The sequence below is a fragment of the Pseudomonas sp. FW306-02-D09B genome (genome assembly GCF_058782685.1).
The window spans coordinates 181823-193523 of record NZ_JBYSXY010000003.1 but is presented as its reverse complement, the minus strand read 5'-3'; the positions used below and the strand labels follow the sequence as shown (position 1 = coordinate 193523).

Genomic DNA, 11701 nt, shown 5'->3' with positions numbered 1-11701 from the left:
CTTCTGCAGGAGTGAGCCAATGGATGCGCAAACCCTTAAAGCTCAGGCCTTCAAGGCCTTACACGAAGGTGCCGGAGCTTTTGTGATTCCCAATCCGTGGGACGCCGGCTCGGCAAAAATGCTTGCCGGCCTGGGTTACCAGGCGCTGGCGACGACCAGTGCCGGTTATGCTTTTTCGCTGGGCCGCCCGGATGGCGCGGTCAAACTCGAAGAGACACTGGCCAACGTTCGGGCGATTGTCGGCGCGAGCGATCTGCCAGTCGCGGTTGACCTGGAAAACGGTTTTGCCGACAGCCCGCAGGAATCCGCCGAGAGCTTGCTACGCGCCGCCGCTGCCGGCGCGGTCGGTGGCTCGATCGAAGACGCTACCGGCCGTGAAGACGGCCCGATTTACTGCTTTGAACACGCCGTCGCGCGGATCGAGGCGGCCGTTGCGGCGGCACGCAGTTTGCCGTTCCCGTTCATCCTGACCGCGCGCGCCGAGAATTACCTGCACGGGAGTCCGGACCTGGCCGACACCATTCGCCGTTTGCAGGCCTTTGCCGAGGCTGGCGCCGATGTGCTGTATGCGCCGGGCCTGCGCAACGCTGAAGAGATACTGGCGGTGGTCCGTGCGGTGGCGCCAAAACCGGTCAATGTGCTGATGTCCGGCGGTCTCAAGTTGAGCGTCGCGCAGCTCAGTGAAATGGGCGTCAAACGGATCAGCGTCGGCTCGGCCATGGCCCGTGCGGCCTACGGTGCGTTCTATCAGGCCGCGCAGGAAATTCAGTCGCACGGCACCTTCGATTTCGCCGACCGCGCGCTGCCGTTTGGGCAGATCAATCAGTTGTTCAAAGGCTGACCTACAGGGAGTTGTCGTGCGGTTTCTGAAAGTGCTGTTGGCGGTGATGCTGGTGATGGGCGGCTTGCTGGTGAGTGTCTGGCGCGGCTGGCTGCCGTTGCCAGCGGCCTGGAACCCTTGGGCGCCGCTGGATGTCCGGGCCACGCCGAACCTGCTGACGCGCTTCAAATTGATGAGACTGCGCGATAACCCTGAACTCTGCGACCAGGTGCTCAACGGTGCCGGGTTGAAGTACAGCCGCCAGGCCGACAGCAACCCGGACGTCGATTGCCCGCTGAACAACACCCTGCGCGTGCAGGGCGGCGAGGTGGCGCTGAGCAGCAGCTTTCTCGCCAGTTGCCCGCTGGCAGTGGCGTTTGTGCTGTTCGAGCGGCATGCCCTGCAACCGGCTGCGCAGGCCACGTATGGGCAGGCGGTGGCGCGGGTCGATCACCTCGGCAGTTTTGCCTGCCGCAATATGTACAACCTCGAAAACGGCTCGCGCAGCCAGCACGCGACGGCCGATGCACTGGATATCGCCGGCTTTCGCCTGGCGGACGGGCGCAGTATCAGCGTGCTGCGCGATTGGCCGAAGGACAATGACGATGCGCGCTTTCTACGCAAGGTTCGCGATGGCGCGTGTGACATGTTCAGCGTGGTATTGAGCCCGGACTACAACGCCGCTCATCGCAACCATTTTCATCTGGATGTCGGGCCGTGGTGGGTGTGTCGCTGAGGCTGAAGTCGAGGATCAGGCGGCGATGCGCAGGTTTTGCAGGACGATCGGGCGGGCCCAGCCGTTATCGAAGTCGAATTGCTTCTGTTGCTCGACCAGCTCTTCATGCGGATAAGGGGTTGCCGGTTTATCCAGCAAGTCGAGTTCGAACTCGGCAATTGGCAGGTGCAACGGACGCGGTTGCGGTGTCGGACCTGGCGCAGGCAATGGCTGGCCGGCAGCGAGGACGATCGGGCGCACCCAAGCGCTTTCGAAGTCTTGTTGCTTCTGTTGCGCGAGAATTTCTTGCGGCGGGAACGGCGGAAACGGTTTGTCCGCCAGGTCCATTTCGAACTCGGCAATCGGCAGGAACAGTGGCTCAGGCGGACGGATTTCGGTGTCCTTCACGTCGCAGGCGCGCTGCGTGACGATGTGTTCGAGCAGTTCAGCGCCAACGGTCGGTTCGATCGGGCCGTCGATGGCGACAGGGGTGTAACTGCCAGGAACCGGTGCAGCATCACCCAAATGATCGGACAGCGCCTGGGCAAAAAAATCCTGCCACAGGTGACTGACACCGCTCAGTGCTTGGGAGTTGCGCAGGCCATAATCGCCGTGGGGCGAGATGTAGCCTACTGATGTGCGTTGAATGTCTGACATTTCTCTCGGTCGACGCTCAGCTCTGGCAAAATGCTCGATAGTTTTGTTATCGGCCGTTTTTGCCGATCATTAATTTTTTGAGTGTGTTTTCTGATGAGTGAGCAACCCGCGGCCAGCCGCATCAAAGTCCAGGCCCTGGCCGAAGCGTTTCAGGCACGTGCCGAGCACTGGGCCGAGCGATTGAACTTGCCGTTGTTGCTGGACGATGCCGAGTTTGCGTTGCAAGTGGGTGAGCACGGCTTGCAGTTGCAACAGCTCGGCCCGGATGCGCCGGGCCCGGTGCGGGTGGACTTCGTCGAGGGCGGCGCGGCCCATCGCCGGTTGTACGGTGGCGGCAGCGGCCAGATGATCGCCAAGGCTGTCGGCGTCGCTCAAGGCGTGCGGCCAAAGGTACTGGATGCCACGGCGGGGCTGGGCAAGGATGGTTTTGTGCTGGCCAGTCTTGGCTGCGAAATGAGCCTGATCGAGCGTCAGCCGTTGATTGGCGCGTTGCTGGAAGACGGTTTGGCCCGCGCGGCGGAAGATTTTGAGGTGGCGCCGATTGTCGCGCGGATGACCTTGCTCAAGGGCAACTCGATCGAGTTGATGCGCAATTGGGAGGGTGAGCCGCCGCAGGTGATCTACCTCGACCCGATGTTCCCGCATCGTGAGAAAACCGCGTTGGTGAAGAAGGAAATGCGCCTGTTTCGCCCGTTGGTAGGCGATGACCCGGATGCGCCGGCACTCCTCGCGGCCGCACTTGCACTGGCCAGCCACCGGGTGGTGGTCAAACGCCCGCGCAAGGCGCCCTGCATCGAAGGGCCGAAGCCGAGCCATGCGCTGGACGGCAAGTCCAGCCGCTACGACATCTACCCCAAGAAAGCGCTCAAACCATAAACCGCATCAACTTCTTCGCGAGCAAGCCCGCTCCCACATTTGATTGATGGTGATCACATATTGCATGTACACCACAGAGCCAATGTGGGAGCGGGCTTGCTCGCGAAGGCGTCCCTACAGCGCTAGATATCTATCAGGCCGAATCCGGCCGATACGCCCGCATAAACAACCCCACCACTTCCTGTATGTGAGCCTCGGCCGCGTCCCCGGTCAGGGGTTCGCCGCAGCCGTAGAGCAAGCGAAAATTTGCTGCGCCTTTGAGCATGCAGAAAAAGTGCTCGGCGGCATTCAGTGGCTTGTCGATGCTCAAGGCGCCGATCTGGTCGATCTTCGTCAGCAAGCGCTCCATGCCCTGCAACATCCGCTGCGGACCTGCCTCGAAGAAGATCAGCGAGAGTTTCGGGTCCTGACTCCCCAGCGTCATGATCAGGCGATTCAGGTTCACCGATTCATCGCTGTTGATCAGCAGATGAAAGCGTCGGGCGATGTTCAACAGCACGTTCTCGATCGGCATGCCGTCGGGCAGTTCGAAGAACAGTATGGGCAATTGCTCTTCGCATTTGGCCATCACGGCAGAGGAGAACAGCGTCTCCTTGTCGTTGAAGTGACTGTAAACGGTCAACTTTGATACTCCGGCCTCAGCCGCCACCGCGTCCATGCTGGTGCTTGCGTAACCATTGCTTAGAAAAAGACGCTTCGCCGCCTCGAGGATCGCCTCGCGCTTGGCGAGATCCTTCGGGCGGCCGGGGCCGTTGGGTGCAGGAAGATTGTTGGACATTTTTCGCTTTAATACTGGACTGGTGAGTTTGCTATTAATAACATACCGGCCAGTATAAATATTCCGAGCTCCATTAGCGAAAGGTCGTTCACCATGTTCCGCTATGCCTTGCCAGTCAGCCTGGCGTTCTTGTTGTCTGCGTGCGGCCACGAAGAGCCGGCGCAAGTCACCGTGCGTCCGGCCATGGTGGTTCAGCCAGAGCCTTCCGCGCAGGCGATGGACAGCTATCCCGGCGAAGTTCGCGCGCGTTACGAGCCAGACCTGGCCTTCCGTATTGGCGGCAAAGTCAGCCGACGACTGGTCGAGGAAGGGGAGAGGGTCAAGGCCAACCAGCCGCTGGCAGAACTCGATCCCCAGGACGTACGCCTGCAACTGGAAGCGACTCGCGCGCAGGTTGCTGCCGCTGAGGCCAACCTGAACCTGGTGCGTGCCGAGCGTGATCGCTACAAGACCCTGATGGACCGTCAGATGGTCAGCCGCTCGCAGTACGACAATTCTGAAAATCTCTACCGCTCCGGCGAAGCGCGACTCAAGCAGATCAAGGCCGAATTCGATGTGGCCAGCAACCAGGCCAGCTACGCCGTGCTGCGTGCGCCACATGACGGTGTCGTGGCCAAGCGCGCCGTGGAAGTCGGGCAAGTGGTGGCCGCCGGGCAAACCGCCTTCACCCTGGCCACCGACGGCGAGCGTGAAGTGCTGATCAGCCTGCCGGAGCAAAACTTCGGCCGTTTCAAGGTGGGCCAGCCGGTCACCGTTGAACTGTGGACCCAGCAAGGTCAGCGGTTCGCCGGGAGCATTCGTGAGCTGTCGCCGGCTGCCGATCCAAAGTCGCGGACCTTTGCCGCGCGCATCACCTTTAGTGCTGGCAAGGTGCCGGCCGAGCTTGGTCAAAGCGCCCGGGTATTCATTCAACTGGCTGACGTGGTGCCGCTGTCGGTGCCGCTCTCGGCGCTCACCGCAGAAAACGGCGCGACATACGTCTGGGTCGTCGGTGCCAACAACACCCTGAAAAAGGCCCCGGTTCGTGTCGGCGCCTTCGGTGAGAAAAGCGTGCCGGTGCTTGACGGCCTCAACCCCAGCGACTGGGTGGTAGCCGCTGGCGTTCATGTGCTCCACGAGGGCCAGCAAGTACGGCCGGTGGATCGCTCCAACCGCGTGGTCAATCTGGCGGTCAAGGAGTAATCCCCGATGCGTTTCAACCTTTCCGAATGGGCGCTGCATAACCGCCAGATCGTACTGTTCCTGATGATTTTGCTGGCGGTCGTCGGCGCGTTGTCCTACACCAAGCTGGGCCAGAGCGAAGACCCGCCGTTCACCTTCAAGGCCATGGTGATCAAGACCAGTTGGCCGGGGGCGACGGCCCAGGAAGTCTCGCGGCAAGTCACCGAGCGCATTGAAAAGAAGCTGATGGAAACCGGTGAGTATGAGCGGATTGTCTCGTTCTCTCGCCCCGGTGAATCCCAGGTGACCTTCATGGCCCGGGACTCGATGCATTCGGCGCAGATCCCCGAGCTCTGGTATCAGGTGCGCAAGAAGATCAGCGACATCCGCCAGACCTTGCCGCCGGGGATCCAGGGACCGTTCTTCAACGATGAATTCGGCACTACCTTTGGCAATATCTATGCGCTGACCGGCGAGGGTTTCGATTACGCGGTGCTCAAGGATTACGCCGACCGTATCCAGATCCAGCTGCAACGGGTCAAGGATGTGGGCAAGGTCGACTTGCTCGGGCTGCAGGACGAGAAGATCTGGATCGAACTGTCCAACGTCAAACTCGCCACCCTGGGATTGCCGTTGGCCACGGTGCAGCAAGCGCTGGAAGAACAGAACGCGATGTCCAACGCCGGATTCTTCGAAACCTCCAGCGAGCGTTTGCAGCTGCGGGTGACGGGCAATTTCCAGACGGTCGAGCAGATCAGGGATTTTCCGATCCGTGTCGGCGACCGGACCTTCCGTATCGGCGATGTGGCTGATGTGCACCGTGGCTTCAACGATCCACCGGCACCGCGCATGCGCTTCATGGGCGAGGACGCAATCGGCCTGGCCGTGGCGATGAAGGATGGCGGCGACATTCTGGTGCTCGGCAAGGCGCTGGAGCTGGAGTTCGAGCGTATCCAGAACAACCTGCCGGCCGGTATGCAACTGCGCAAGGTCTCCGACCAGCCGGCCGCGGTGAAAAGCAGCGTCGGCGAGTTCGTCCAGGTGCTGGTGGAAGCGCTGGCGATTGTCTTGCTGGTGAGCTTCTTCTCCCTCGGTGTACGCACTGGCATGGTGGTCGCCCTGGCGATTCCGCTGGTGCTGGCAATGACGTTTGCCTGCATGTATTACCTCGGAATCGGCCTGCACAAGATCTCTCTCGGCGCGTTGGTGCTGGCCTTGGGATTGCTGGTGGACGACGCGATCATCGCCGTGGAAATGATGGCGATCAAAATGGAGCAGGGCTACGACCGGCTCAAGGCTGCCAGCTTTGCCTGGACCAGCACCGCGTTCCCGATGCTCACCGGGACATTGATTACCGCGGCCGGTTTCCTGCCGATTGCCACCGCGCAATCCGGCACCGGTGAATACACCCGCTCGATCTTCCAGGTGGTGACCATCGCGTTGCTGGCCTCGTGGGTCGCCGCCGTGATGTTTGTGCCCTATCTGGGTGAAAAGCTCCTGCCGGACCTGGCGAAAATTCACGCTGCCAAACACGGTGCCGGTCAGCCGGACCCTTACGGTACACCGTTCTATCAACGCGTTCGGCGTCTGGTGGAGTGGTGTGTGCGCCGCCGCAAAACCGTGATCGCGTTGACCATCCTGCTGTTCGTGGCCTCGGTGCTGTTGTTCCGTTTTGTGCCGCAACAGTTCTTCCCGGCTTCTGGGCGCCTGGAACTGATGGTTGATCTGAAACTGGCCGAAGGCGCCTCGTTGAGCAACACCAACGAGGAGGTCAAGCGCCTGGAAGCGATGCTCAAGGAGCGCGCGGGCATCGACAACTATGTCGCCTATGTCGGCACCGGTTCGCCGCGTTTTTACCTGCCGCTGGACCAGCAATTGCCGGCAGCGAGCTTCGCGCAATTTGTGGTCCTGGCAAAAACCATCGAGGAGCGCGAAAGCCTGCGCACCTGGCTGATCGAAACCCTGAACGAACAATTCCCGGCCTTGCGCTCGCGGGTCACGCGCCTGGAAAACGGTCCGCCAGTGGGGTATCCGGTGCAGTTCCGGGTCACTGGCGAACACATTGAAGAAGTCCGCGCCCTGGCACGTAAAGTCGCGGCCAAGGTGCGTGAGAACCCGCATGTGGTCAACGTGCACCTGGACTGGGAAGAGCCGAGCAAAGTGGTGTACCTGAACGTCGATCAGGACCGCGCGCGAGCCTTGGGCGTGAGCACGGCAAACCTGTCGAGGTTCTTGCAAAGCTCACTGACAGGTTCCAGCGTCAGCCAGTACCGTGAAGACAACGAGTTGATCGAGATCCTCTTGCGCGGCACCTTGCACGAACGCACCGAACTGTCGCGGCTGTCGAGCCTGGCGGTGCCGACCGACAACGGCAAAAGTGTCGCGCTGTCGCAGGTGGCGACCCTGGAATACGGCTTCGAAGAAGGCATTATCTGGCACCGCAACCGCTTGCCAAACGTGACGATTCGCGCCGACATCTATGACAAGGAGCAGCCGGCAACCCTGGTTAAGCAGATCCTTCCGACACTCGAGCCGATTCGTGCCGAATTGCCTGACGGCTATTTGCTGGACGTCGGCGGCACAGTAGAAGACTCGACCCGTGGCCAGGATTCGGTGAATGCCGGCGTGCCGTTGTTCATCGTGGTTGTGCTGACCTTGCTGATGCTGCAACTGCGCAGCTTCTCACGCACCGCGATGGTGTTTCTGACAGCGCCGTTGGGATTGATCGGTGTCACCTTGTTCCTGATGGTGTTCCGTCAGCCGTTCGGTTTCGTGGCCATGCTCGGGACCATCGCGCTGTCGGGGATGATCATGCGTAACTCGGTGATCCTGGTCGACCAGATCGAACAGGACATCCTCGCCGGGCTCAAACCCTGGCAAGCGATCATCGAAGCCACGGTGCGGCGCTTCCGGCCTATCGTGCTGACTGCACTGGCCGCCGTGCTGGCGATGATTCCGTTGTCACGCAGCGTGTTCTTCGGCCCGATGGCGGTAGCGATCATGGGCGGCTTGATCGTCGCGACGGCGCTGACCTTGCTGTTCCTGCCGGCGCTGTATGCGGCGTGGTTCAGGGTCAAGAAAGAACCGGTTTGACACTGGAACCGTAGGAGCAAAGCTTGCTCGCGATGGCATCAACGCGGTCATCAGGTCGACCGCGTCGCCTGCATCGCGAGCAAGCATTGCTCCTACAGATATCTCAGTTTTGGCTGATATTGAGACATGGGCGTCGTTATGTTGTACTCATAACTCAGTTTCTCGAGTTTTTGAGACAGCGATGATAAAAAGCCCTCCAGCCATAGACCCGAGTCTTTTCGACGCACTCGGCCAATCGCCTCACAAGGAAAAGCTGGTCGACTATCTGGCACTGCTCAAGCCGCTGGATGATCAGGGGCGTTACTTGCCGTTCGATGATCTGCGTTTTCGCTGGCCGCCCGGTCTTGATCCGACCTTATGCTGGGCCTTGGTGAAAAAGGCCCGCGTGGCGCAATACGTGCGTTTGTTGCCGCTGGGCGAGCCGAGCCAATGGGGCCAGTTCGTCCTGACACCGCTGGCACAGAAAACCCTCTCGACGGTTGATCGTCAGGCCACGACCGCCGCGCTGGAATACATGACCCATCATATTGGTGAGACGGCGCATTTCAGTTACCTGCTCAATGACCTGATCGAAGACGAAGCGATCAGCAGCAGCCAGCTCGAGGGCGCCGCGACCACCACGCTGGTGGCCAAAGATATGCTCAAGCGCAATCGCCTGCCGCGTACCCCGGACGAGCGAATGGTCATCGGCAACTACAAAATGATGATCTTCGCCTGGGAGAAGCGTCACGAGCCATTGAGTGTCGAACTGATCCGGCAACTGCATCGTGTCGGCGTCGAAGGCATTGATGACGCGCTGTATTCGCCGGGACTTTTTCGCAGCAATGATCAAGTGGTGGTGCAGGATGGCGAAGGCAATACCGTTCATACACCGCCGCCAGCCACGGGCATCAGCGCTCGGCTCGATGGATTGGCGAGCTGGATCAACCAGCCCCACGACGACCCTCTACGCGTTGATTATGTGCACCCGATGATCAAGGCCATCGCCCTGCATTTTGCCCTGGGCTACGAGCATCCGTTTCGCGATGGCAATGGCCGGGTGGCGCGGGCGTTGTTTTACTGGTTCATGTTCAAGAATGACTTCTCGGCATTTCGCTACATCGCGATCAGCATTCTGCTGCGCAATGCGCCGGTGAAGTACGGTCGGTCTTATGTGCATACCGAGAGCGACGCGCTGGACCTGACGTACTTCATCGATTACCAGTGTTCGGTGATTTTGCGGGCCGTGACCGGGTTCACGGCGGCTTATCAAAAAAGCCTGGTTGATGCCGAAGGTTTTGATCGCTGGCTGGAGGAATCCGGGCTTTTCGAGCAGTTGACCGAGAAGCAGCGCACGCTGTTTCAGATTGCCAAGAGCGGCAGGGCCAAGGAATTCACCGCGGTCAATGTGAAGGACAACCTGAACTGCTCCTACAATACGGCGGCCACGACCTTGAATGGTTTGGTTGAGTTGAAGCTGTTCGAGAAGAAAAAGATGGGCCGTGAGTGGGTGTTCTTTTTGCGCGAGTCATCACACATCAAAACAGACTGGTCGTAGGCTGCGATCCAAACATCAAAAGATCGCAGCCTGCGGCAGCTCCTACGCGGTGGTGCTGTTAAGTCTCTGGCTGATCAATGTTATCCAGCGCGCGGTTTACCGCCAGTTCCGCCAGGGCCACCATCTGCTGAATCGCCAGTGCGCTGTTGCGCTTGGGGCCGTCGAGTTCAAACGCCAGGTCGCTGGCCATGACATTGGCCGAGGCCAGGGTTTCGCAGGCGTGGGCCAGCAGGGTTTCGCTGTCGACCTCTGGGGCGATGACGAAGATGCAGCTGGGGCGGCGGTCGGTCAGTAGTTTCTTGGTTTCAGGCAACAGCAGGTAATGATCGAGTGCCCGGTGGGCGGCGGCGTGGAGTTCTTTCGAGTCGAGGGACGCATAGGGGGAGACGCTTTCGGCATCGGCTTCGGGGGGATTGGGTGTGGGCTTGAACATGATGAAACTCCTAGTACGTAAGTAAGGAGCCGACACCATCGCTACCAAACGATTAGGGTGGCGGCCATACGCAGGTTGGTAGACCGGTGTACTAGGAACCCGGCGCACCCGAAGGCGCCCTGCGCACGGCCACCATTTAGCAGAGGCCAAAATATGGCTCCGCAGAAGTGACGCTTTGCGCCTAGTACCACCGGGCTACCAAACCCGATCGCTGATTTTCAGCGACCCGGAGACGATAGAGCCCAGTGCCCAAGCGCACAAGCCGGCGGATTCTGGCGTAGGTGTAGGGCGCAACGCAAGATGCTGTGGCTTGTGACGAACGCGGTCGCCATGCAATTAAACACCACAAACCTAATGTGGGAGCGGGCTTGCTCGCGAAGGCGATGGATCACTCAACATTGATGTTGGATGTGCCGTCGTCTTCGCGAGCAAGCCCGCTCCCACAGGGATTGCATTTAACTGACGGGGGGCGGGCTTAGAGCAAACCGAAGACTTTCTTCGCCAGGCTGGTCGCGGCTTCCGCCGGGTTGGCGCGGATGCCTTCTTCTTTCTGGGCGATCATCTTGAACAGGCCGTCCAGGGCCTTTTCCGTCACGTAGCCTTCAACGTTGGCACTCTTGGCATCAAGCACACCGAAGGTTGCCGCCTGGCTGGCGAACGAGTTGTACTGCTTGGCCAGGCCTACCTGGTCAGTGGCTTGCTTGACGATCGGCAGGAACTTGGCGCGGATTTGTTCGCGGCTGGTCTTGTCCAGGTATTGGGTGGCCGAATCCTTGCCGCCGGTGAGGATGCCCTTGGCATCGGTCACGGTCATCTTTTTCACCGCATCCACCAGCAGCGCCTGGGCCTGCGGCATGGCCGCTTCCGCCGCCTTGTTCATGCTGGTTTCCAGTTGATCGACCTGGTCCCCCATGCCGAACTGTTTCATCTTGCTGGCGACCTTGCCCAGTTTGCCCGGCAGTTCGATCTTCACTTCAGGGTTGTTGCTGAAACCGCCCGGTTTGCCGAGCGTGGTGACGGCCGCTACGGCCCCTTGGGCCAGGGCGTCCTTGAGGCCGCCCGAGGCTTCGCCCTGGGAAAGACTGCCCAGCGACAGGGCCAGCGTGTTGGCGGAGATCAGCAGGCCGGCACAGAGGCCGACCAGACGTAGGGAAGGACGGAGCATGGAAAGCTTCCTTATTCGAGAAGTGAAGAAATTACCGAGCGGAATCGACACGGATCCGCAACGGCTGTGGATCCTTGCCGTCCAGTTGCACCGCGTTATGTTCGGTGGTGATGAACATCAGTTTGCCATCGACTTCGATGCGCGCACTCACTGAATAACGGTGGCCGGGTTTGACCTGCGCCGGATCGTAATTCAAATGAAACGCCAGCGGCACCTGACCTTTGACCGGACCTTTCTGCTCATCGAGCACCAGCGCCGGCGCATCGGCGAGCGATACGTCCTGCAGGCTGACGCTCAGGGTCGCGGTCGGTGGCAGGGCAATGCGTTGCAGGTAGAAGACTTCGCCATCAAGGGACGCTTTAGGCGCCGGTTGTGGGCTCTGGCAGGCACCGAGCAGTGCGGCGACGGCGAGCAGGGTGAGCTTTTTCATCGGAGATCTCCGTATCGAGGGCGCCAGAACCACGCT

At 60.3% G+C, this 11701-nt stretch carries 11 protein-coding genes; 6 read left to right on the top strand and 5 right to left on the bottom strand.

Annotated elements, in window-relative coordinates; translation table 11 throughout:
* Window positions 1-19: 19 nt before the first annotated feature.
* Together AC3WK5_RS07630 and AC3WK5_RS07625 are read left to right on the top strand one after the other, a co-directional pair.
* Complete coding sequence (locus AC3WK5_RS07630) at window positions 20-841, top strand: isocitrate lyase/PEP mutase family protein (RefSeq protein WP_103315534.1); 822 nt, start codon at window positions 20-22, stop codon at window positions 839-841.
* 16 nt (window positions 842-857) lie between these two features.
* Window positions 858-1556 (top strand): extensin-like domain-containing protein, encoded by a 699-nt coding sequence (locus AC3WK5_RS07625; protein ID WP_103315533.1) that lies wholly within the window; start codon window positions 858-860, stop codon window positions 1554-1556.
* A gap of 15 nt (window positions 1557-1571) precedes the next feature.
* Here the strand turns inward: AC3WK5_RS07625 and AC3WK5_RS07620 are convergent, their stop codons facing one another.
* Complete coding sequence (locus tag AC3WK5_RS07620) at window positions 1572-2192, bottom strand: energy transducer TonB (protein WP_103315532.1); 621 nt, start codon at window positions 2190-2192, stop codon at window positions 1572-1574.
* A 93-nt stretch (window positions 2193-2285) separates the two neighbouring features.
* On the opposite strand from AC3WK5_RS07620, the gene AC3WK5_RS07615 reads away from it, so the two are divergent.
* A complete protein-coding gene (locus tag AC3WK5_RS07615; protein WP_103315531.1) occupies window positions 2286-3068 on the top strand; it encodes a class I SAM-dependent methyltransferase in 783 nt (260 codons plus the stop codon).
* 133 nt (window positions 3069-3201) lie between these two features.
* Here the strand turns inward: AC3WK5_RS07615 and AC3WK5_RS07610 are convergent, their stop codons facing one another.
* Complete coding sequence (locus AC3WK5_RS07610; protein ID WP_103315530.1) at window positions 3202-3846, bottom strand: TetR/AcrR family transcriptional regulator; 645 nt, start codon at window positions 3844-3846, stop codon at window positions 3202-3204.
* Between the two features lie 93 nt (window positions 3847-3939).
* Here AC3WK5_RS07610 and AC3WK5_RS07605 point away from each other — a divergent pair, with 93 nt between their 5' ends.
* The 3 genes from AC3WK5_RS07605 (at window position 3940) to AC3WK5_RS07595 (ending at window position 9637) form a co-directional block, all read left to right on the top strand.
* Window positions 3940-5028 carry an efflux RND transporter periplasmic adaptor subunit gene (locus AC3WK5_RS07605; protein ID WP_054595892.1) on the top strand — a complete coding sequence of 363 codons (1089 nt, stop codon included), beginning with the start codon at window positions 3940-3942 and terminating at the stop codon, window positions 5026-5028.
* A gap of 6 nt (window positions 5029-5034) precedes the next feature.
* Window positions 5035-8100 (top strand): efflux RND transporter permease subunit, encoded by a 3066-nt coding sequence (locus AC3WK5_RS07600; protein WP_103315529.1) that lies wholly within the window; start codon window positions 5035-5037, stop codon window positions 8098-8100.
* A 181-nt stretch (window positions 8101-8281) separates the two neighbouring features.
* On the top strand, window positions 8282-9637 hold the full coding sequence (locus AC3WK5_RS07595; protein WP_103315528.1) for a Fic family protein: 1356 nt from the start codon (window positions 8282-8284) through the stop codon (window positions 9635-9637).
* 58 nt (window positions 9638-9695) lie between these two features.
* On the opposite strand, the gene AC3WK5_RS07590 is transcribed toward AC3WK5_RS07595, so the two are convergent.
* The 3 genes from AC3WK5_RS07590 to AC3WK5_RS07580 all read right to left on the bottom strand — a co-directional run bounded on the left by AC3WK5_RS07590 (window position 9696) and on the right by AC3WK5_RS07580 (window position 11665).
* The gene (locus AC3WK5_RS07590; protein ID WP_103315527.1) at window positions 9696-10070 is read right to left on the bottom strand and encodes a DUF6124 family protein; all 375 of its coding nucleotides are present in this window, start codon (window positions 10068-10070) and stop codon (window positions 9696-9698) included.
* A gap of 475 nt (window positions 10071-10545) precedes the next feature.
* A complete protein-coding gene (locus AC3WK5_RS07585; protein WP_103315526.1) occupies window positions 10546-11235 on the bottom strand; it encodes a DUF4197 domain-containing protein in 690 nt (229 codons plus the stop codon).
* 31 nt (window positions 11236-11266) lie between these two features.
* Window positions 11267-11665: a YbaY family lipoprotein gene (locus AC3WK5_RS07580; protein WP_103315525.1), complete on the bottom strand. Its 399-nt coding sequence runs from the start codon at window positions 11663-11665 to the stop codon at window positions 11267-11269.
* Window positions 11666-11701 lie beyond the last annotated feature (36 nt).

Coding starts and splice junctions, on each gene's coding strand:
- AC3WK5_RS07610 (WP_103315530.1), bottom strand. CDS start 3,846: ATGTCCAACAATCTTCCTGCACCCAACGGCCCCGGCCGCCCGAAGGAT.
- AC3WK5_RS07615 (WP_103315531.1), top strand. CDS start 2,286: ATGAGTGAGCAACCCGCGGCCAGCCGCATCAAAGTCCAGGCCCTGGCC.
- AC3WK5_RS07580 (WP_103315525.1), bottom strand. CDS start 11,665: ATGAAAAAGCTCACCCTGCTCGCCGTCGCCGCACTGCTCGGTGCCTGC.
- AC3WK5_RS07590 (WP_103315527.1), bottom strand. CDS start 10,070: ATGTTCAAGCCCACACCCAATCCCCCCGAAGCCGATGCCGAAAGCGTC.
- AC3WK5_RS07595 (WP_103315528.1), top strand. CDS start 8,282: ATGATAAAAAGCCCTCCAGCCATAGACCCGAGTCTTTTCGACGCACTC.
- AC3WK5_RS07585 (WP_103315526.1), bottom strand. CDS start 11,235: ATGCTCCGTCCTTCCCTACGTCTGGTCGGCCTCTGTGCCGGCCTGCTG.
- AC3WK5_RS07630 (WP_103315534.1), top strand. CDS start 20: ATGGATGCGCAAACCCTTAAAGCTCAGGCCTTCAAGGCCTTACACGAA.
- AC3WK5_RS07600 (WP_103315529.1), top strand. CDS start 5,035: ATGCGTTTCAACCTTTCCGAATGGGCGCTGCATAACCGCCAGATCGTA.
- AC3WK5_RS07605 (WP_054595892.1), top strand. CDS start 3,940: ATGTTCCGCTATGCCTTGCCAGTCAGCCTGGCGTTCTTGTTGTCTGCG.
- AC3WK5_RS07620 (WP_103315532.1), bottom strand. CDS start 2,192: ATGTCAGACATTCAACGCACATCAGTAGGCTACATCTCGCCCCACGGC.